Origin of the sequence: Chitinophaga jiangningensis (assembly GCF_900142605.1) — a bacterium.
GTDB classification, from domain to species: Bacteria; Bacteroidota; Bacteroidia; order Chitinophagales; family Chitinophagaceae; genus Chitinophaga; species Chitinophaga jiangningensis.
Window position 1 is genome coordinate 262,561 of record NZ_FRBL01000009.1, and the last position, 21,705, is coordinate 284,265.

Sequence of the window (21,705 nt, forward strand, 5' to 3'; positions counted from 1 at the left end):
CTATGGCATTATATCTGAAGGTTTCAAATTCGTTAAACAGCCTGGCAAAGGGGTTAATCGACGACCTCCGGCAGGCCGGCAATGGCGTATTTGACCCTCACTATATCATTACGCAAACAGAGGGGATGAACAACTGGCTGAAACTGCAACAGGCCCACCGTCAGGGGATTGCAGCCAACTCCCGTTTTCTGAAACCGAATGACCTGCTCTTCTACCTGTACATGTGGCTGGGTGGCCCGAGTATTGAGGTGATGTCGTCCCAAAACCTCAGCTGGCTGATATTTAAGCTGCTGGGCGAAAAAGAATTTACCTCCCAATATCCGGATGTAGCCAACTACTACCTCGACCATGGCGAAGAAAGCAACCTGAAAAAAATGGTGCTGGCAGAAAAAGTAGCGGATTTACTCGATCAGTACCAGGTATACCGCCCGGAAATGATACAGACCTGGAGCCAGGGCGATCCCGCCACCCTCCAAACGGAAGAATGGCAGGAATGGCTGTGGGCAAGGGTAAAGCAGCTCTCCGGCGATGCACTTCCCGATAAAACCTTAATCGGTAACTACATCCTCGACGTGCTTGTGCAAAAGGAAAAACACGCCATACTACAGGCAAGAATCCCTGCCGTGCATGTTTTCGGCTTGTCCATCCTCACCGCCTATCACATCAAAATACTGCATGAGCTGTCCGCCGTAATAGACGTGCATTTCCACATCCTCAACCCCGCCCCTGGCGTGTTTTGGTTTGAGGAACGCAATGAAAAACAGCTGGCACGCTGGCGTGCTAAAGGTCTGCGCGACCTGGAAGAGCAAGCCACCGTTGGTAACGCCCTGCTCACCGGCTGGGGCAAGGTGATCCAAAATAGTTTCCGCCTGTTTTTCGCCTATGATAATTTCATCAATGCTTATGAAGAAGTGGGTGTTACGCCGCCAGTGCCTACTACCCTGCTGCATAAAATCCAACACGATATTTTCACCAGTGCCACTGCGAGTCGCCATAAACTTACTATGAACGACGTGCGCGATGGTTCCATTACCATCAATGCCTGCTACACACCGGTGCGGGAAGTGGAAGCGCTGTACAACTACCTGGTGCACCTCTCCGACCAGCGCAAGGAGCTGCTTTCTCCCCGCGACATCGTAGTAATGGTGTCCGATATTGATGCCTATGCACCGTATATCAAAGCGGTATTTAACCACGCACCTTACAAATTCCGCTACACCATTGCGGATGAAAGCTATAACGACACGGATAATATCTTCAACGCCCTGCAGGCGATATTAACCCTTGATGAGGAGAACTTCACCGCCGAAACGGTGATGCAGTTGCTCGACTTTTCGTATATCCGCAACCGTTTTAACCTGCAGGACCCCGTGTATATCCGCCCCATCATCGAGGCGGCCAATATCCGTTTCGGTATTGATGGCACCCGCGATGATCAAACGCATTATGTAAGCTGGAAATATGGCCTGCAGCGGATTATGTACGGCATCTGCATGAGCGGCGAAGCTGAGTACGGGCACGACCTGGAAAGCTTTTTCCCGCTGGACCTGGTAGAAGGCAGAGACGCTTACGACATCATACGCTTCTGCCATTTTGCGAAGGTGCTCATCAACGCCATAGAAGGCCGCCGGCAACTGCGCACCATCACTGAATGGGTCACCTATACCGAGCAGGTGCTGCATAGCCTGATCTTTGAGCAACAGGATGAAACAGACGAAGACTATGCCTCACTGATCAAGCAGCTCACGGACTTCAACATATTACATGAGTATATGGAAGATACTATTCCATTCAATGTATTTGTGCATAGTTTACTCCACGTGATCAGCGGTGCTACGCGCACCAGCCTGTTTGCCAACGGCGGTATTACCTTCTGCTCGCTCATTCCCATGCGTTCCATTCCATTTAAAGTAGTGGCACTGTTGGGTTTAAACCATGATAAATTTCCAAGGAAAGAAAATAAATCGGGCTTCGATATTATGTCGAAACAGCCGCAGCGTGGCGACCGTAACATCCGGGAAAACGACAAGCACCTGTTTTTGGAAACCATCATTTCCGCGCAGGAATACCTCTACATCAGCTACGTAGGCCGCAATGTAAAAGATAACACGAGCATTCCCCCGTCGGCCATGGTGGACGAACTGCTGGATTATATTGAGTCGGGCGCCAAGGATACAACGGGTACCATACGCAAAGCGATGGTTACCCATCAACCCTTACAGGAATTCAGCAGGAAGTACAACCAGCCGGCCACAGGGCTTTACAGCTACCTTAATTTAAATGCCGGCGCCACATATCCGTTCATCAATCCACATAAGAAGGTAGAAATGCCTATGATGGAGGATTTCACACTGGATATGCTCACCGGCTTCTTTAAAAATCCTTTCAAGGCTTATTACAACAGAGTGCTTGGCATCTACCTGAATGATGACCCTATCCTGCTGAATGAAACGGAGATTTTTAGTTTGGACAAGCTGCAGCAATGGAGCCTGAAAAATACGCTGCTGCCTGTACAGGGCGTATCTCCCGCTACACAGGCCACCCTGGTTAAAAAAGGAAAGCTGCCGCTGAGCAACATGGCATTTGTGGCCATCCGCCAGGTGGAAGACACGGTACACCCCGTGCGCGCACTGCATGAGGCCTGCACAGCGGGCAAAGTGTCCGTACGACTCGACTTTGAACTGCTGGTGGATGACGTACTGATGAAATGCAGTATCGACGAAGTCTACGACGGAAACCTGGTTAAAGTTTCCTGGTCAAAAAATGAAGCCCGTAACCTGATCGACGCCTATATTACTTACCTGGCGGGTGTTGCAGCCGGTGAGCTGCATGGCCTGTTATTCATTTCAGGCAGTGCCAAAGAAAAAGTTTTTGTGGCCACGCCTGTTTCCAGGGAAACAGCGTTTAGCCGTTTGCGTGAGCTCATCGGAATTTACCAGCAGGGGATGCAGGAAATTCTGCCCTTCTACCCTGAGTTCAATATAGAACCTAAAAAAATTGAAAAGATAGACGCTAAAACTTTTGCCAAACTGGTACAGGATAACCTGGATCCTTCCAAACGCAGTAACAGCGACAGGTACGTGATGAGTGAGTATGAGAACGGCTACTTCGAACAGGAAGGGCTGAGCGACAAATACAAGCAGCTGTGTGAACAGGTGATAAAACCACTGGCAGAAATTTTTCCGGATTATTATAAATAAGCGATGACGACAGAGAGATATAAAAATTTTGAGGTCACCACGGTGCCGATGGAAGGAAGTAACCTGATAGAGGCCAGCGCAGGCACCGGAAAGACTTACTCTATTGGCATATTGGTATTAAGGCTGGTATTGGAAAAACAGATCTCTGTAAAAGAGATACTGATGGTAACCTTTACCAAAGCGGCTGTAGCAGAGCTGAAAGAGCGTATCCGTAAATTTATGCGGCAGGCGTACCAGGTGAGTTTTGGTTTTCCGGTAGATAATGATGACATCATTAACCTGGTGCTGGAGGCCGGAGAAAAATCCGACCCGGAGAGCGTCAACAAGCTGTTGCGGGATGCGGTGCTGTTACTGGATGAAATTTCTGTATTAACGATCCATAGCTTCTGTCAGCAAATACTGAATGAATACGCTTTTGAAACGGACCAGCTGTTTGGTGCCGAAATGGTACCGGATACCAGTCCGATCGTAGAAAGAGAACTGAATAAATTCTGGCGCAGGCAGATCACCACCCTGCACCCGGAACTGTTGCAGCTGATCTGGCAGGAAGATATGCGTGCACGCATGCAAAATGTGCTGGAACAGCATATGAGCGGCAAAAAGTACCTCGGCTATGAAGAGGGTTACAACTATCATGTAGGCGCGGCTAAGCAGGAAGAGTGGCAGCAGGCATACCAGCAGCTGGCCACACAATTGACGGACATCACTACGCAACTCCACGATTATATCTGCAGGCATACAACCGACCTCACTAACAGTTGTAATAAAAACACGCATGCCAAAAAAGCATTTGCGGAAGTAATTGCAGTGCCGGAGGCCTTTGTTGCAGCGGTACGTGCAAAGAAAAACTCCTCTAAACCTCCCGGCTACCTGACGGAGCTGTTTCCGGAGGTATTGGAATATATTGACCAGCAGGAAGCAGTGGAGGAAGAAATCCGCAAGCTGGTGGCCGGCATACATCACCGGCTGAATTGCTTCGCCATCAGCGTGGTGGCAAGCGGCGTAAATGGTTATATGACGCGGAATAATATCCTGGGTTATGACGACCTAATCATCAACCTCAATAATGCCCTGGTGAAGCGGGATAACCCGGAACTGGTAGCCAAATTGCAGGAGAAATACAAAGCGGTGTTTATCGATGAGTTCCAGGATACAGACCGCCTGCAGTATGAAATTTTTGACCGGGCGTTTGGCCGGCATACCACCCTGTTTTATATCGGGGACCCTAAGCAAAGTATTTACGCCTGGCGTAAAGCGGATATATACACTTACTTCAGTGCCCGGAATAATGTACAGCACCTGTACAACATGAATTATAACCGTCGCTCCTCAGAGCCGATGATCCGGGCAATGAACCAGTTTTTCATGCCTTCGCCTGATTTTGATACCTTCTGTTTCAAGGATGAAAAAGACAGTATTGAGTATATCAACGTAGATAGCCCGGAAAACAATAATAAAGGGCTGCTCTATAAGGCAGCGCAGCCTGACATACCTATTACCATTTACGAAGGCGGCAACAAATCTGAAATAGCTGCCGCAGTAGCTGCACAGATAGGACACCTGTTGATGGACCCGGGCTACCACATTGCGGCGGATGGCCAATCACGCGCCATCACACCCGCCGATATAGGCATACTCGTTAGAACAGGCAAGGAAGGTGCAGAGGTTAAGCAGAAGCTCGCGAAGCTGGGCATTCCCGCTGTTTCTATTGACGAGATAAAAATCCTCGGCTCTATGGAGGCACTGGAAATTTACTATTTGCTGGAAGCTATGGAAACACCTGACCGGTCAACGATCAACCGTGCGTTGTTATCCGCACTCACCGGTTTTAGTGTGGACGATATTTTGCACCTGGACGATGAACTGGTGGTGGTTTGCTTTGGCAAATACCGGGAACAGGCAGACCGTAATGGCGTGTATACGGCACTGATGGCCTTCCTGGCCGACTTCGGCGTGCGTAATAACCTGATGAAGGATAACAACGGGGAACGCATTCTTACCAACCTCCTGCAGGTGATAGAAATTGTGCACCAGGTACAGAGTCGCCGCAACCTTTCCATGCGCGACCTTATTTCCTGGCTGAAACGCGGTATCGACGGGATGTTTGTGGAAGGCGATGAATACACGCAACGCATGGAGAGTGATGAAGAGGCTGTGAAAATTGTAACGATTCACAAAAGTAAAGGCCTCGCCTACAATATTGTTTTTGCCCCGTATCTCGATTTCAGTCAGAAAGACAACCACGAATTTGTCAGCTTCCGCGACCCTGTTACCGGCGATTATATCAGCACCGAGGAAGAGCGGCAAACGGAAGAACAGCGCCGCGCCTACCACCAGCAACAGGAGCAGGAAAACCGGCGCCTGATCTACGTTGCCATTACAAGGGCGGTGTATAAATGTTATATTTTCAGAAACACTTACTATAAGGAATCGTCTTTAACAGCGTTCACCCAGGAGCTCAGCTCTTTTGGCAGGGACACTACGCTGATTGAATTTGCAACGAGTTTGCCGGAGAAACCGGAACATCACTATCGTAAGTATAAAGCGCAGGAAGCGCCTGTTGCCGCTAAGCGGGAGGTCTTCTTTCACCTGAAGGAGGAATACTGGCGCAAGCTCAGTTACACAATGCTGGCAGCAAAAGCTGAGCAGAAGCGGATTCCACGTGGCGACACCGCAGCTGATGCGTACGATGAATTTATTTTCAACACACTGCGCCGCGGTGCTAAAACCGGTAACCTCCTGCACTTTATTTTTGAGAACATCAGCTTCTCGGATAACAACAAGTGGGAGCACTGGATAAAGGCAGCCATAGAAAAGTTCCTGCCGGGGCAGGAAGAAACCTACCTTCCTATGTTGCTACAGCTGGTGCAGCATGTAGTAAAGGCGCCGTTACATGCCGGCAGCCAGCGCTTTCAGCTCTCCTCCGTATCACGGGATAAGCGTATGGCTGAATTTGAGTTCGACTTTCCTGTACCGGTGTTCCAGTTGAATGAGCTGAACGAGCTGTCAGAACAAGGGCAGGCGGTGAGCATCAAACGATTTGCAGAATTGGGCGGGCAGGAACTGGAAGGCATTATGAACGGGAAAATAGATCTCTTCTTTGAACATGATGGCAGGTATTATGTATTGGATTGGAAGTCCAACTACCTGGGGGACCGGCCTGAGGATTACCAGCGGGCTTCACTGGAAGCGGAGATGAACCATAATAACTATCACCTGCAATACCTGATTTATACCGTGGCGGTGAAAAAATACCTGGAAACCCGTTTGCCAGAATTTGACTATGAGCGGCATTTTGGTGGTGTATTCTACCTGTTTATCAGGGGCGTGCGCCATCATGGGGAGAGTGGGATTTATTATACCAAACCGGCGCTGGAGAAGATCGAAAGGCTGGAAAGGATTATTGCTGGTTAAGCTATAGGCTATGCTATTTTGGTCGAATTTTCATGTATTTCCGTTAAAAACTCCACCACAATTTTCTACTTTAGGTGAAGGAAGTGCAGGGAAGGATCAAATTACGCTTACTTATGAAAAAAAGAACGCTCATTTTAGCAGGATTCATCATTTTAAAATTCCTGATACAATACCTTGTTATTAGCCCCGCCTATGACCTGCAACGTGACGAATACCTGCACCTGGATCAGGCTCACCATCCGGCATGGGGGTACTTATCCGTTCCACCAGTAACTTCCTGGATTTCCTATATCATTCTGCTAATGGGCAATTCCGTTTTCTGGATTAAGTTTTTCCCTGCATTATTTGGCGCAATAACTATCTGGATCATCTGGAAGGCCATTGAAACATTGGGAGGAGATTTGTTTGCCCTGGTGACGGGGGCCACCTGTATTACCTTTTCCGTGTTACTGGGATTAAATACCCTGTATCAGCCTAACTCGCTGGATGTACTCTGCTGGGCGGCATTTTACTACTGCGTAATTAAATACATTAAAACCGAACAACCAAGGTGGTTGTACTTCGGTGCCGTTGTATTTGCAGCAGGGTTCCTGAACAAGTACAACATGGTGTTTTTGCTACTCGGTATAGCACCGGCGATGCTGATATCTCCCCAAAGAAAAATATTTACGCAAAAGCATTTTTATGTAGCGCTTGCACTGGGCCTGATACTGATTTCGCCTAACCTTTTATGGCAATACCAAAACAGCTTTCCGGTGGTACACCATATGAAGGAGCTGGCGGAACGGCAGCTGGTGCATGTGGACAGAGTTGGATTTCTGAAATCGCAGGTACTGTATTTTATAGGTTCATCAGTGGCTATACTGGCAGGCCTGTTTGCTTTATTGTTTTACAAACCCTTTCGACCATACCGCCTTTTCTTTGGGTCTTTTTTCTTTACGATTTTTATCTTCCTTTATTTCAGGGCCAAAGATTATTATGCCATTGGGTTGTACCCGATCTATATTTCTTTCGGGGCTGTTTATCTCTCCCATATACTGGCAACAGGCTGGCAAAGATACCTTAGACCCGTCCTGATTATTATTCCCCTACTCTTTTTTATTCCGATGTACCAGGTAGCTTTTCCGAATAATAGCCCGGAATACATCATGCAGCATCAGGAGCGCTATCAGCGCCTGGGGCGCCTCCGCTGGGAAGACGGCCGGGATCATGACATTCCGCAGGACTATGCCGACATGCTGGGCTGGAAGGAATTAGCACATAAGGTAGATAGTATATACACCGGGGTAGCTGCTTCCGGTAAAACGCTGGTGCTTTGTGATAATTACGGGCAGGCAGGTGCTATCAACTACTATACGAAACAGGGTATTAAAGCAGTTTCATTTAACGCCGATTATGTAAACTGGTTTGACTTAAGTGTGCCATATACCAACCTGATTCGCGTAAAGGATTATCAGGAGCAATATGAGGAATTGCAGGAATCGGCCCCTTTCTTTCAGACAGGGGTAGCTGCGGATTCGATCACCAACCGGTTTGCAAGGGAGCATGGCGCTACGATATTCGTTTTTACAGGTGCTAAGGTGGATATCAGGGAGCGGCTGCGGAGTGAGATTGAGGAAGAGAAGAATTATGAGTAGGTAATATTCGTTTACCGAACTTCTCAACAAAGCAGTCTGACCTTTTCAACAAACCAGGGAGTCCTTGTTTGATGGACCTTTGCTGTGGTTTAATACTAAATCACATAAAAGGAAAAATTTAAACAATGGACATACAATTAAATGGCAAACGGGCTTTAGTGACAGGTTCCAGCTCCGGACTGGGTGAAGCGATCGCAAAAATGCTGGCTGGTGAAGGTGCTACCGTGGTGATTCATGGTCGTAATAGTGAACGTGCCAGTGAAGTAGTGCATGCGATTATTAAGTCAGGCGGCAAGGCAGAAATGGCAATTGGCGATCTGGGCACCAACGAAGGAGCCGATGCAGTGGCCGCAGCGGCGCTTAAATCAGGACCAATTGATATCCTCGTTAATAATGCGGGTGCAACTTCGCATAAATCATGGGGGGAGGCCAGCGCGGAAGACTGGCTGGAGATTTACAACACTAACGTAGTGTCATACGTACGTATGGTACAGCGCCTCGTACCACAAATGAAAAATTTAGGCTGGGGCCGGGTGATACATATCGGCGGAGGCCTGGCTGTACAACCGATTAAGGAACAACCGCATTATAATGCCACGCTTGCTGCGCGACACAATCTCTCCGTATCGCTTGCAAGGCAACTCAAAGAAACAGGCATTACCTCTAACATCGTTTCTCCCGGTGCTATCATTAATCCTATGGTGGAAGAATGGCTGCAAAATGCAGCACCAAAATTCGGCTGGGGCACTGATCCGGAGGAAATAAAGTATAAAGCCGTACAGGATCTGATCCCGAATGATACCGGCAGGTTTGGTGAGCCGGTGGAAATTGCCGGAGCGGTAGCGTATCTGTGTAGTCGCTATGCGGATTATATCAGCGGGGCTACTATTCGTGTTGACGGGGGAACGATCAGGAGTCTTTAGGTGGTGCGGGGACGGATAACAGCTTCCTGATACCTTCCATATGTGCAATTAACTGGTGTTGCTGTTGTTTGTTAAGATTGCTGATTAATTGTTCGATTTGCTCATGGGAGGCCGCATTTAATGCATGGAAGCTCTTTAATCCCTTGGCGGTTAAGGAAATCAGGGAAACGCGTGCATCCTCACCGGAGCGTTGTTTGGAGATCAGTCTGCTCTTGGCAAACTGCTTCAGCACCTTACTCAGGTATCCTTTATCCATATTGACCTCCGACAGGATCTGCGAAGCGCTTACCGGCCCTTGCTGATGGATTTCATACAGAATGCGGGCTTCTACCAGCGAGTAAGGGCTGTTTAGCAGATGGTCGTCCAACAGGCCCAAAATACGGGTGTAGTAGCGGTTAAAGTCCCTGAATTTATCTATCACTGTTTTCATGCAGGAGATGATGATGGTAAAATAAGATCATAGCGCCGCTCTGTCACGGGCTTATCAAAGCTATCGGACGTACTTTCTTCAGTGAGTTGAAATCCGGATTTATTATACAGGGAGATGGCAGCCTGCTGCTCTGCGGTGGTCCACAGGTAGGCATGTTTGATGCCATTTTCCTGCATAAAACGGTTGAATTCCAGCATGAGGTGTTTACCCAGGCCTATGCCGCGGTATTCCGGCAGGAAAATGAAGTAACGGAGCTGCACTTTTTCCGCCCGGTGCTGGGCTACCAGCGATCCGATGATGCGGTTATGGTGTAGGCAGATCCAGACTTTGTCCTGCTGCGGGTTGTATTCCCTGGCAAAATCCCCGAGGCCGTCCAGCACATAGGCTTCAAAGTTGAGCCCGTAGCCGCATTCCTTGGCGTATAAGTCGCCGTGAATAAAGGCGATATAGCCTAAATCGCCCGGCTGCAAAGTGTTTCTGATCTGTATATCTGCTAGTGTGATGGCTGACATGATATTATTTCAATTAACTGAATTAGTTGATTAATTCAACCAATTACACAAAGAAACAAATTTAGTTGCATTTTTCAACTAAAACAATTTTCCGCAAAACTTTGAGATAAGCCATGCGAACCGCTTCATCTCCCTATAAAAATTTTAATAATACAAATAGCCGTAAATAAATGAAACAAAAGCTTTATCAAATTGCCCTGCGTACCAACATTTGGCCATTTGCCATTCCAATGGCCATACTTTTTATGCTGATGTCATTTTATCTGATTCCTAACATACAAATACTGTTGGGCAGCATGCCATTACCAGATACGATGTTTAACGGATATGATGCTGTTTATATACAGCAATTGTTTGAAAAGTTGGAGTCTGACGGGAGGAGCGCATACCTTCAGCTGGAATTGTATGCAGACATTCCTTTTATTCTACTGTATGTGGCTACCTTTCTGCTTGCGATAGCGAAATTACTGATTCACAATCGCCTGTGGAACCGCATTTGGTACTGCACGCTGTGCTTTCCAGTGCTCGCCGGCATCTTTGACATGGCAGAAAATACCGGTATCATATTTATGCTTCAGACCAACCGGATTGGGGCGTTGGCATCGATTACTTCCTGCTTCACCAGGGCGAAAGGATATTTTTTGCCATTTACGTTATTAACACTGCTTGTGCTATTGGTTGTGATGGGATATAATAAAATACTCATTGCTAAGCGTGCTTCGTAGGTCAGTTCACCACACACGTAATCACCATCTGCACCTCATTGCCTACCATAAAAGTACCGGTCCCCTCACCTATTTTGTAATCCAGACGATTGATCGTTAGCTTACCTTCAAAAACATGATTATTGTAGGTAAACGGTATGGTAACTTCGCGCGTTACACCGTGTGCGGTGAGCTTACCGCCTGCATTATAGCCGGTGGCAGTTTTTGTTATCTGGGAAGATGTAAAACAAATTTCCGGATACTTTTCCGTTTCAAAAAAATCTTTTTCTTTGAGATGGTGATCCCGCTTTTCATTGCCGGTATTGACAGAATTAGCGGCTACACATACTTCAAAATGCGCAGTGGAAAGATTTTGGGGATTAAAGTCAATGGTACCTTTCATTCCTGAAAAGGAGCCTTTTACTTTTCGCATTCCCATGTTGCTGACTTCGAACTTCACCCCTGAGTTACCTGTATCAATGGTTTGCGCTGCGGCAGTTACATAAAATATTGCCGTTGCCACCATTGTAAGGATTAATTGCTTCATAAAATCTGATTTTACAGCAAAGAATACCCGGTTCGTGCGCTCGCGGGGCCACAGCAGTAGCTCGTTCTTTGAAATATATTTAGTGACAGCCACTTCCCGACCCAATGATTCAACCAGTGCGTGCATAAGATCCAGTTTATTTTACTGTAGCGAAGGTAAAGCTTTAATATTGCAGCAGTAATGGCAACCAACAATTATTGCAGCCGCCATTACCCGTCTATACCCGCTACGGCAACGCAGCAGCAGCCCTGGTCATCTCCCTAAAAAAACTATTGTATTTCCTGAAAATTCCATTATATTCGTTAGCGGAATTGCAGCTAACCCCAAATCATTAGCCTTCGCAATTCCGACACCATATTTTTTATAGTTCTGCCCCAAAAAAGAACAAGACGAGCAATGGTTTCGGCCAGAACTTCTTTCGTATCGTACCGTAGTTAATTACTGAAACATCACATCATGGCCGTTCGTAAAACTGAAAGCCGTATTCCGGCCGGTTTACAGCCATCGGATCTTGGGCAGGCCCTCGTGGCACCTGATAACCGCTGCTGCATGGTTTCCTTCATTCATTCCCCACTGGTGCTCAACCGGGAAAACACCTACGTGGTGTTTGTTACCGATGCCGCCCTCGCAGGGAATATAAGCAACTATGAATGGACCTTTACGGAAAACGCCTCTCCCCCTTCCGTACAAACTACCGAAAGCGGTGAAATCACTTACATTCCACAAGCTACCGGCGATCTGGAAGTAAAAGTTCGCCTGCTGGACGCGGGCGCTACAGAACAAGCCAGCCTTACCATCTCCCAAAAAATATTTGAATTAAATGAGGAACTGGAAACCCTGATAGCTGCCGCCAAAAACGCAGCCGGTGCTGTAGAAGGTAATATCGAGGTAGAACGGGAACTCATCAACGATTTCAATACCTATTACCAGGAAGTAGCCCTGCAAAACGCCGAATCGGGAGAAGGCTTTAAACAGTTCGTTTTTTCTATGGTATACGACGGGGCACTACAACAGCCTCCCGCTGCGCGCAAGCAACGCCTGGCCGACCTGGCCGCCGCCATAAACGACGGCGCCGGCGACTATGCCACCCTCGCCACTGCAGGTGCAGGTGTTTGCAGTATACGCCTGTCATCACTGGCCATGATCGTACCGCTGGGTGGCGCCAAGTGGCTCCCCTGGCAGGAACTGCCCGAAGATGCCAACCAGCGCGCCTTCGCAGATCAGCAGCTCCGCGATGACCTGGGAAAACTGGAGGAAGCCAAACGTATCGACCTGTTTAATATCGTGCGGTTTCCTAAAAGTAATATCAACTTTTGTGGTCACCTGCTGGAAGCGCTGCGCGACAAATACTTCAGCGGTACCAACTTTTCAGATGTGCTCAGCGGCATGTCCGGCACCAGGTCACACTGGATCATGCGCCACTATCGCGAAGGACCGGTAGCACATAGCTAATCCCCCCTTTTTGTTCACCGATTAAAGACAACAACCTTCCATGTGTAAATCTTCAAAAGGTACAAAAACAGCCAACCCGGCATTGGAAGAAAAGCGTAAAATTAAACCGGCTACCGACAGTGGCGGCGGCGGTGGGAATGGTGGCGGAGGAAACGGCAGTGGTGGCGGCAGCCCTAACCAGGAAGCCGGCTCGCCTCCTGCGATTATATATGAACCGGACTTCGCTCCTCAACTGACCTTTATTGCCTACGGCCCCAGCGATGGGTTTATTAAAGTGGCCAAGAAATACCATACGCAGGCAGGACTTAACCCCGTAGATGTCACTTCCTTTGAGGACATGGTGATGAAGCTGTCGCAGGATACCGGCTTAATTAACCGGATGCGCATCGTGTCGCATGTATATGTTTCCACCGACGTGCTGGACGATCCCGCCAACATGAAACTCCCTTTCCTGCAAGGCGCCTCCCGCAACTCACTGAAAAGATATTTCACCGGCTTTGCCGGCACCCCTATGGAAGCACTGCGGGCCATGATGACATTTGAATATACTTCCTTCTCCGACCTCACCATCTACATATGCCAAAACACGGGTGGAGAAGTGATGATATCCGCAAAAAATGCCGGCAACAGCACCATCTTTAATAAAATACCAACCGACCCGCTGGGAGAACCCACCAGCGCTCAAATGAACGATTTCCTGCGGATTTGTATGAGCAAGTGGTTAATCTCCAAACAGCCTGCACAGCCCCACTACGCTGCGTTTAATCAGGCTTACGACCTGCTGCTGGCAGATGTAATGCCCAAGCTGGTGGGCACACTCACCGCTGCTGAACTCAATACCATCCGCGACGCAATAATGGCCATCGCTGCCGCTTCTTTTAAAGAAGCATCCCCCGGCAAACCTGCCATATTTGCCGCAGACCTCATCAAGGCTATCGCCGTCATACAGGCAGGCACCTTTCAGGCTAAGCTGAAGGACGTCAGAAAACGCTTTGATAAAAACAGCAAAATAGATATCCGCGGTTGCCAGATAGGACGAGACCAGGAGTTCCTGAAAGCCATCCAGTTGTTCTTTGGTATGGACGCAGTGAACCGCCCCGCAGTATCTGGCCCTGAATGGTATCAGCATTTTAATGCACTGGCACCCGCACCACAGCAGGATGACGGCAATATCAAATCACTGTATAACAGTGGCATTTCCGGTGAATATACGAGCGCGGAAATGCAGGCGTTCTTTAATAAATGGGCAGATGCCGTTGGCATTAAAAATAATCATCTCACTTTTTGGCAAACCACGTTCGGTAAAGGTGCGCTGGAGTTCACCGCGTTAGACTGGCGCAGTGGATTACCCACCACTACCGTGCCGGTGCCGCGACTACAAAGTATGGGCACCGCCAACTACGGCGACCTCCTGAAAAAAATCGGCTCCACATTTTTCCTCGCCGCTTCTACCGCACTCACCGCGGGTGATCTCAGTGGCATTACGCCATTGCTGCCACAATGCAGTACCTGGAGTACTCAGCTCAATGCGGAGGTGCCGGATGCCGCCACAGAAACAGATCTGAAGGCCACCCTGGCGAACTATAAAGTCATATACGAAAAACTGGATAAACGTTTCGGTGGGGGTACCCCACCAACAGAAGCACAACGCATTATTCCATCCACCGTGCCCACGCCATTAACGGTGACGGATGTACGTAATTTTCAAACGAAGCTGAAACAATTTATAGACACCAATACCAATTCCCGGCTGTTGAAAGTGAAGAAACTGATGGACGCCGCCCTGGCCAAAGTACAGGATGGTCCTGCAAAAATGCGCTACTACCTGGGACTCGGACTGGCATTTCTCGTTTATAACGCCGCAGCCACCAACGTAAATGTGAACCGGTTGATTTTCGTGAAGGATTCCGGCGCTGATGCCGCAGGCCGGCAAACAGATGCCGTTAAATTCTGGATAAGGGCACAGTGGAAAGGCATTATCCCGGCAGACATTGGAAAGAACGTCGTATATCCGGATGGGTTAGAAACGCCCTGGGTGGTGGAAAAACACCAGCCTGGTGCCGGTCTCACCCTTCCTCCCTACCTCATTAGCCCCACACCTGAGTTCCAGGCAAAAATAATTACGATTAATCCGTAAATCATCCGCATGTCACAGCAAGCATTACAGTCCATACTCACACAGGCAGCGCTGGCCATCTCACCATTGCGGGGCCTTACCACTCCGGAAAAGGCCATCGCCTTTTTCCAGAAGATGGGATATAACTTCCCCGGCGGCGCTTTTGGCAATGCACTGGGAGGCGCCGCCACACAAGGACGGGAGCTGGTAAACGCTGTACAGCAGCTGGCTGCGGCCAATACGGAAACCGCAGTGCTGGCAGCCATCGCTAACCTGTTTGTAAAATTTGGCGCCACTGTTCATGCCATCCAGGCACTGCAATCACAACTGCAATCAGGCCCCGGCGGAGGACTACCGCATATCGGCGATCTATCTCTCCGGCTTACCGACTACCTCCTGCTGGACTATCTCGACAATAAAATGCCGCAGCTCCACGCGACCATGCTGGTGCTCGGACTCATAGAACATGACCCCTCCCCGCAACCCAATCAATCGCAACGCGTAGTACACTGGGATCGGCTGGGATTGCTCTTTAGTCACCCGCAGCAATTATTTGATGCAGCCTATCAATGGAATACCGCTTTCGACGCTGAGAAATTTTTGTCGCGGCTGGAACTGCTGATGCGCGCAGCACAGCTACCGGGAGGCTTATATCCACAGGCAGATACCACCCGCACCATACTGGGCAATACCACCCCCAACCTCCCGGAACTCCGGTTCCCGCTTTTCCAGAAAGGCCTTACCAAAGCCACATACAGCCAGTTTGGGCTTACCTTTTCGCCCGCAGAAGGTGTGAGCGGCAAAAAGAAAGGAATGGCCGTACTACCTTATCTCATGGGCGGCGCAGCCTTTGATTTTGATGTGTGCGACCGCGGGCAACTGCTATTTGAATCCACCGCAGATATAAAAGGTGTAGGCATAGTAGTTAGACCTCCCTTTGATGTACAAGGCATCCTGAACCTCGTAAGTGCGTTTCATGCAGCCATTACCATCAAAGAAAAGCCGGAAAAAGCTGCCGAAATGGTGCTGATAGGCTCCGCCGGCGGCACCAGGCTGGCGATACAGGGACTCTCTGCCAAATGGTACCTGGAAAATCCGCAGGGGAAACTGGACGTAGGCGTAGAAGGTGAAATACAAGCCATCCGGCTCGTAGTCAAAGGAGGTGAAGGGGATGGCTTCCTCGCAAAAGTATTATCCGCCCTCAACATACAGGCCGAAGCAAATATCGCTTTAGGTTTTAGTCTGCTCCACGGATTTACCATCCGCGGCGGCGCCCAGCTGGCCATAGAACTGGCCGTGCATATCGACCTTGGCCCACTCAGCATCAACAGTCTGCGACTTACCCTTAAACCTACCGGTGAACAAATAGGATTAGATGCCGGTGTGGTATTGAAACTGGCGTTAGGCCCGCTGACGGCCACAGTGGAAAACATCGGGCTCTCCGCCGCACTACAGTTTAAGAAGGGTAATCTTGGCCCCGCCAACCTGGACGTAGGCTTCAAGCCGCCAAATGGTGTAGGACTCGCCATCGACGCAGGCGTTGTGAAAGGTGGCGGCTACCTCTTTTTTGATTTCGACAGGGAAGAATATGCCGGTGCACTGGAATTGACCTTCAGCGAAATCGTGTCGCTGAAAGCTATCGGTATCATCACCACCAAAATGCCGGATGGCAGCAAAGGCTTCTCGCTGCTCATTATCATCTCCGCGGAATTTGGCACCGGCCTCCAACTAGGCTTTGGTTTCGTACTCCTCGGCGTAGGCGGCCTCCTGGGCCTGAACCGCACCATGAAGTTGCAAGCCCTTGCCGATGGCGTGCGTACGGGTGGTATCAATGGCATCATGTTCCCAACCAACATCGTTGAAAATGCACCACGCATCATCAGCGATCTCCGCAACTTTTTCCCGCCGGAAGAAGGAAAATTCCTCATAGGCCCCATGGCCAAACTGGGCTGGGGAACACCAGCACTCATCAGTGTATCCTTAGGAATTATCATAGAAATACCCGGCAACATCGCTATCATAGGTGTGCTGAAAGTAGCGCTGCCAGTGGAAGATGCGGCGTTGATCGTATTACAGATCAACTTCATCGGCGCCATTGAATTCGATAAAAGCAGGTTATGGTTTTTCGCCAGCCTGTACGACTCCCGTATTCTCTGGATCACTTTACAGGGTGAGATGGGATTGCTGGTAGCCTGGGGCGACGACGCTAATTTTGTGGTGAGCGTAGGCGGATTCCATCCGGCATTCAACCCGCCACCATTGCCATTCCCGAATCCTGTACGCCTCTCCCTCAACATCCTCGATACCAGCTGGGGTAGAATACGCGTGATGGCCTATTTTGCCGTAACCTCCAACACCGTGCAGTTTGGCGCACACGCTGAATTATACTTTGGCTTCAGTGCTTTCCATATAGAAGGAGAACTGGGATTTGATGCACTCTTTCAATTCTCGCCGTTCTATTTCATCATTGAAGTATCGCTTTCCCTCTCGGTGAAAGTATTTGGTATCGGCCTCTTCAGCGTGCGCGTACGCATGTCGCTCGATGGCCCTACGCCATATCATGTAAAAGGTACCGGCTCCATTTCCATCCTGTTCTTCGACATTGATGTAGACTTCGAATTCAGCTGGGGCGATAGTGCCAACACTACCCTGCCACCGGTAGAAGTGATGCCATTGGTGAAAAAAGAATTTGATAAGCTGGAAAACTGGAAGGCACAGTTACCGGAAGGCAACAACCTGCTGGTATCGCTGCGCACCATCGATACCAATGCGGAACTGGTGTTGCATCCGCTCGGTGTTTTACAGGTGAGCCAGCGCTTTATTCCGCTGGAATTACCGCTGGATAAAGTAGGCACCCAAAAGCCATCTGACGCTAACCGGTTTACCGTTACTGCTGATCCGGCAGCCGGGCTGGCACCGGTGAATAAGATGAAAGCACCGTTCGCCATGGCACAGTTCCAGAACATGAGCAACGATCAAAAGCTTGCACGACCATCTTTCGAAAAAGAAAACAGCGGGCTGGAACTATCTGTAGCAGGACCTTTGCTGAATACCGGCCGTGCCGTGAAACGCATAGTACGCTATGAGCTGATTACCATAGACACCAATTATAAACGGTTTGTGAAAAAGTATTTCCGCTTTATCAGCGGTACGCTCTTCCGCCACTTCCTCAAAGGCAATGCAGCAGCACTGAGTACACTTTCTAAAAAGTCGAAGTCGCAGCTGCAACCATTTGAAGATAAAATCAAAACGCAACAATCAGGTTACGCGGTGGCCAATCAGTCCGACAACAAAGCTTTCCATGCTGCCACTTTCGAAAGTGAAGCACAGGCAAGGGCTTATATGCAGCAACAGGTAGCCCTGCATCCTAACCTGAAAGAAGCAATTCACGTTATTCCCCAGCACGAAATAAATACAGCCGCATGAGTAATATAGCCACATATACTTTCCTGCCCTGGATGCGCTCCGGCGTGGCCAACAAAATCAGCAGCGCCGATAAGGACCCGGGGGTGCGCGTGCGTGCCACCATCGCTATTAAACTGAAGGTAGAAGGTAATAAGCCCGACGGCGGTGTACTCACGGAGCCTATCACCAAAAACATCCAGCTGTACGGCCCGGGCGATATTATTGGTATTGAGGCGAGAGCCATCATCAAAACGGACCCGCATAACTGGATCACCAACTTTGAGCCGAACTACCTGCCGTATGTTGATTTTTATGATGAGGACTTTCCGTGGAGATATACACCCGCAGCACCGGATAACAAGGATCGCCTGCGTCCATGGATCACGCTGGTGGTGCTGGAAGAAGGCGCTTTTAAAGAAGCGACCAATATCAAGGATAAGCCGCTCCCCTATATCACGGTGGACAAGGCCGCGGAAAAATTTCCGCCCGCAGATCAGTTGTGGGCATGGGCACACGTGCATGTAAACGAAAGCATGCTGGACAGGATTGTATCGCAACCGGTGGACCACAACGCCGTGGTGAATACGCTGAACAATATATTGAAAAATGATCCTGATCATGCAAATTCCCGCCTGTTGTGTCCTATAAAGCTGAAAGAGAATACAGCCTATCATGCGTTTATTATCCCAACCTTCGAAACTGGCCGCCTGGCAGGACTCGGGGCTGACATGACAGATGACAATATTCCCGCCGCCGTTTTTGCTACGATGTCCGCCTGGGCCGACTACAACGGCCGGCCTGATACCGCCAGCTTTCCTTATTACTACCGCTGGCATTTCCGCACGGGCAGCAAGGGCGATTTCGAATACCTGGTGCGCCTGCTCAAGCCCAATCCGGTTGATAACCGCGTAGGCCGCCGGGATATGGATACCCAGGCACCAGGCAGTAATATCCACGGCATTCCTGAGCTGGGTGGTATATTGCGACTGGGCGGCGCCTTGCAGGTACCTTTTAGTACCATGAAGCCGGCGGACAAAGAAGAAGTACTAAAGTACAATAACTGGGATCACCCCGGTTATCCGCATGCGTTTCAGCATGACCTGGCACAATTCATCAATCTCGCTGACGACTATACGAAAAATACTTCGAAGGACGCTAACAGCAATACCTCGCTGGAAAACGTGCAGGATGACGTGGACCCGTTGATTACCGCGCCTCTGTACGGCCGCTGGCATGCGCTGACCGAAAGGCTCCTCTATAAAGATGATGGCAGCAATGCCCCCAATAATCAAAACTGGATTCACCAGCTGAACCTGGACCCTCGCTGGCGTGTAGCCGCCGGGTTTGGAACTAAAGTGATTCAGACCAAGCAGGAAGACTATATGAGCGCCGCCTGGCAACAGGTGGGCGACATCCTGGAAGCCAACCGCCGCCTTCGTTTTGGCCGCTTTGCACAACGAACATCCTATAGCTGGTATGAACAACATATTGCTACGCATATTTACAACAGGCCGGATAAGGCGTTACAATTTACCGCTCCACTGCAAAAGCGTTTGCTGGCCAATAATGTTACCGTCTATCACCAGGTGGATAAAAGCGTATTATCCCGCTCCCTCACGTCCACCACAATACGAAAAGTTTTAAGACCCGGTGGCAGGGTGATGAAACTGCAGCCATTTACAGATGCGGCCACAGGTGATAATATCCTCACTCGGGTAAATAGTGGAGAAGTGCCGCTGGTATTACCTAAAATTGATCCGCCGGCATTACCCACTCCCTCACAACTGGCAGATGCAGCGCAACCAGCCACCAAGCTGCCACCCTGGCTGGTGAGTGTGTTAAAGCAGTTTAAAAAATGGCGCATAGCCGTGATTATATTGATACTCCTGTTGCTGCTGGTAATGCTGCTCAGCGGCTTCTCCCCTGCTGTTACCGCAATAACGGGTATAGCAATTGTAGCGCTGATTTGGTTTTGGTTATTGGCTGGGAAGTGGGAAAAGGCAAAAGCCGGCGCCGATTCCATACGACCGGAAAACCAAACGCCGGAGTCGGTGGACGATATGCCGAAGGTGCCCAACTTTGAGATCACCTTACCGGGAGATAATACCGTATTCACGCCAGGTGCTACTGACAGCGCAGAAGCAGTAATTTACAAGGAAGCAATTAAAGAAGCGGCCATCCTCATGCAGGGGAACCGCGAAGAAGGAAGAATTCCCACCAGGCCTACCCTGGATTTACCCGTACTGGCGGATACGATCTTCAAAGCAATTGATCCCGGTGTGACCATTCCTAAACTGATTTTCGGCGGTATCAGCATCCCTGAAAGGATCCGCATCAGGATGGTAGAATTGTTTGATGAGGTAATGGCCTATCCTGTCATCGATGTGCCGATGTACAAACCGCTGACTGATATTTCTTCGGAACTTTTTCTCCCCAATATCAATCTCATCTCCCAAAATACTATATCACTGCTGGAAACAAACCAACCGTTTATAGAGGCTTATATGGTTGGTGTGAATCATGAGTTTGTACGTGAGCTGGTATGGCGGGAATACCCTACAGATAACCGCGCCAGCAGCTTCCGGCAGTTCTGGGATGTGAGTACCTTCCTTAATGTGGACGACTCCCTGAACAGCGAACAGTTGAAAGAAAAGCTACGGGATATACCACCTTTGCATAAGTGGTCGCGATACTCTAAAATAGGCACCCATGATAACCGGGAAACCAATGGCCCGCAGGAAGAGGATGTAGTGCTGGTGATACGCGGCGAGCTGTTGAAAAAATACCCTAACGCTGTTATCTACGCGCAGAAAGCACAGTGGCAGATGAAAGACGGTAAAATTGATAATAAGGTAGAGCGGATACTGGTGCCATTGTCGGACGCGGAAGAAGACAAGCCTCCATTAAGCAAAGTAAAAACGCCTTTGTACGAAGCAAAAGTTTCACCCGATATCTACTTCTTCGGATTTGACCTGACGGCCTCCGAAGCTAAAGGGGGCGATGGTACTAAGCCGGAAGACATCAACAACGCCGGCTGGTTCTTCTGCATTAAGGAAAGACCTGGTGAATGCCGTTTCGGACTGGATATTGATGCAGACAAAACACCGAATGTATGGAACGACCTCGGCTGGGACAACCTGGTGCCTGGCGCCAAAGGTGGAGAAATGATTAAGATCAACAGCAGTCTGGGACTTACGCCTCCTAACCTGGCAAATGAACCCGAAAAGAAAGACCAGTATGACGACGACGTCAATGTTACCTGGAACGCCGATATGAGCGCCGCTGAGGTGGCCTACATCCTTTACCAGGTGCCGGTACTGGTAGCAGTACACGCTTCCGAAATGTTACCTAAAACTTCCGCGTAA

At 49.3% G+C, this 21,705-nt stretch carries 12 protein-coding genes; 9 read left to right on the plus strand and 3 right to left on the minus strand.

Annotated elements, in window-relative coordinates:
* Positions 1–2 precede the first annotated feature (2 nt).
* The 4 genes from recC to BUB18_RS23390 all read left to right on the plus strand — a co-directional run bounded on the left by recC (position 3) and on the right by BUB18_RS23390 (position 9,174).
* Positions 3–3,200 (plus strand): exodeoxyribonuclease V subunit gamma, encoded by a 3,198-nt coding sequence (recC, locus tag BUB18_RS23375; protein WP_073085703.1) that lies wholly within the window; start codon positions 3–5, stop codon positions 3,198–3,200.
* Positions 3,201–3,203: 3 nt separating this feature from the next.
* A complete protein-coding gene (gene recB / locus BUB18_RS23380; RefSeq protein ID WP_083550658.1) occupies positions 3,204–6,614 on the plus strand; it encodes an exodeoxyribonuclease V subunit beta in 3,411 nt (1,136 codons plus the stop codon).
* Between the two features lie 113 nt (positions 6,615–6,727).
* Positions 6,728–8,251 (plus strand): glycosyltransferase family 39 protein, encoded by a 1,524-nt coding sequence (locus BUB18_RS23385; RefSeq protein WP_073085707.1) that lies wholly within the window; start codon positions 6,728–6,730, stop codon positions 8,249–8,251.
* 125 nt (positions 8,252–8,376) lie between these two features.
* Positions 8,377–9,174 carry an SDR family NAD(P)-dependent oxidoreductase gene (locus tag BUB18_RS23390; RefSeq protein WP_073085709.1) on the plus strand — a complete coding sequence of 266 codons (798 nt, stop codon included), beginning with the start codon at positions 8,377–8,379 and terminating at the stop codon, positions 9,172–9,174.
* On the opposite strand, the gene BUB18_RS23395 is transcribed toward BUB18_RS23390, so the two are convergent.
* Positions 9,161–9,604 (minus strand): MarR family winged helix-turn-helix transcriptional regulator, encoded by a 444-nt coding sequence (locus BUB18_RS23395; protein ID WP_073085711.1) that lies wholly within the window; start codon positions 9,602–9,604, stop codon positions 9,161–9,163. The two genes, BUB18_RS23390 and BUB18_RS23395, sit on opposite strands and share 14 nt — an antisense overlap.
* The gene (locus tag BUB18_RS23400; RefSeq protein ID WP_073085712.1) at positions 9,601–10,116 is read right to left on the minus strand and encodes a GNAT family N-acetyltransferase; all 516 of its coding nucleotides are present in this window, start codon (positions 10,114–10,116) and stop codon (positions 9,601–9,603) included. Before BUB18_RS23400 ends, BUB18_RS23395 begins: the two co-directional genes overlap by 4 nt.
* 170 nt (positions 10,117–10,286) lie before the next feature.
* Here BUB18_RS23400 and BUB18_RS23405 point away from each other — a divergent pair, with 170 nt between their 5' ends.
* A complete protein-coding gene (locus tag BUB18_RS23405) occupies positions 10,287–10,841 on the plus strand; it encodes a hypothetical protein (RefSeq protein ID WP_073085713.1) in 555 nt (184 codons plus the stop codon).
* A gap of 1 nt (position 10,842) precedes the next feature.
* On the opposite strand, the gene BUB18_RS23410 is transcribed toward BUB18_RS23405, so the two are convergent.
* Positions 10,843–11,367: a YceI family protein gene (locus tag BUB18_RS23410; protein WP_073086040.1), complete on the minus strand. Its 525-nt coding sequence runs from the start codon at positions 11,365–11,367 to the stop codon at positions 10,843–10,845.
* Between the two features lie 456 nt (positions 11,368–11,823).
* On the opposite strand from BUB18_RS23410, the gene BUB18_RS23415 reads away from it, so the two are divergent.
* The 4 genes from BUB18_RS23415 to BUB18_RS23430 are packed head-to-tail and all read left to right on the plus strand — an operon-like array spanning position 11,824 to position 21,705.
* Complete coding sequence (locus tag BUB18_RS23415; protein ID WP_073085714.1) at positions 11,824–12,819, plus strand: hypothetical protein; 996 nt, start codon at positions 11,824–11,826, stop codon at positions 12,817–12,819.
* A 40-nt stretch (positions 12,820–12,859) separates the two neighbouring features.
* Positions 12,860–14,956, plus strand: a complete 2,097-nt coding sequence (locus BUB18_RS29725; RefSeq protein WP_073085715.1) for a hypothetical protein — start codon at positions 12,860–12,862, stop codon at positions 14,954–14,956.
* A 9-nt stretch (positions 14,957–14,965) separates the two neighbouring features.
* A complete protein-coding gene (locus BUB18_RS23425; RefSeq protein ID WP_073085716.1) occupies positions 14,966–18,361 on the plus strand; it encodes a DUF6603 domain-containing protein in 3,396 nt (1,131 codons plus the stop codon).
* On the plus strand, positions 18,358–21,705 hold the full coding sequence (locus BUB18_RS23430; protein ID WP_073085717.1) for a hypothetical protein: 3,348 nt from the start codon (positions 18,358–18,360) through the stop codon (positions 21,703–21,705). Before BUB18_RS23425 ends, BUB18_RS23430 begins: the two co-directional genes overlap by 4 nt.

Excerpts from the sequence above, each read along its gene's own strand:
- recC (WP_073085703.1), top strand. The coding sequence starts at position 3 with ATGGCATTATATCTGAAGGTTTCAAATTCGTTAAACAGCCTGGCAAAG.
- recB (WP_083550658.1), top strand. The coding sequence starts at position 3,204 with ATGACGACAGAGAGATATAAAAATTTTGAGGTCACCACGGTGCCGATG.
- BUB18_RS23385 (WP_073085707.1), top strand. The coding sequence starts at position 6,728 with ATGAAAAAAAGAACGCTCATTTTAGCAGGATTCATCATTTTAAAATTC.
- BUB18_RS23390 (WP_073085709.1), top strand. The coding sequence starts at position 8,377 with ATGGACATACAATTAAATGGCAAACGGGCTTTAGTGACAGGTTCCAGC.
- BUB18_RS23395 (WP_073085711.1), bottom strand. The coding sequence starts at position 9,604 with ATGAAAACAGTGATAGATAAATTCAGGGACTTTAACCGCTACTACACC.
- BUB18_RS23400 (WP_073085712.1), bottom strand. The coding sequence starts at position 10,116 with ATGTCAGCCATCACACTAGCAGATATACAGATCAGAAACACTTTGCAG.
- BUB18_RS23405 (WP_073085713.1), top strand. The coding sequence starts at position 10,287 with ATGAAACAAAAGCTTTATCAAATTGCCCTGCGTACCAACATTTGGCCA.
- BUB18_RS23410 (WP_073086040.1), bottom strand. The coding sequence starts at position 11,367 with ATGAAGCAATTAATCCTTACAATGGTGGCAACGGCAATATTTTATGTA.
- BUB18_RS23415 (WP_073085714.1), top strand. The coding sequence starts at position 11,824 with ATGGCCGTTCGTAAAACTGAAAGCCGTATTCCGGCCGGTTTACAGCCA.
- BUB18_RS29725 (WP_073085715.1), top strand. The coding sequence starts at position 12,860 with ATGTGTAAATCTTCAAAAGGTACAAAAACAGCCAACCCGGCATTGGAA.
- BUB18_RS23425 (WP_073085716.1), top strand. The coding sequence starts at position 14,966 with ATGTCACAGCAAGCATTACAGTCCATACTCACACAGGCAGCGCTGGCC.
- BUB18_RS23430 (WP_073085717.1), top strand. The coding sequence starts at position 18,358 with ATGAGTAATATAGCCACATATACTTTCCTGCCCTGGATGCGCTCCGGC.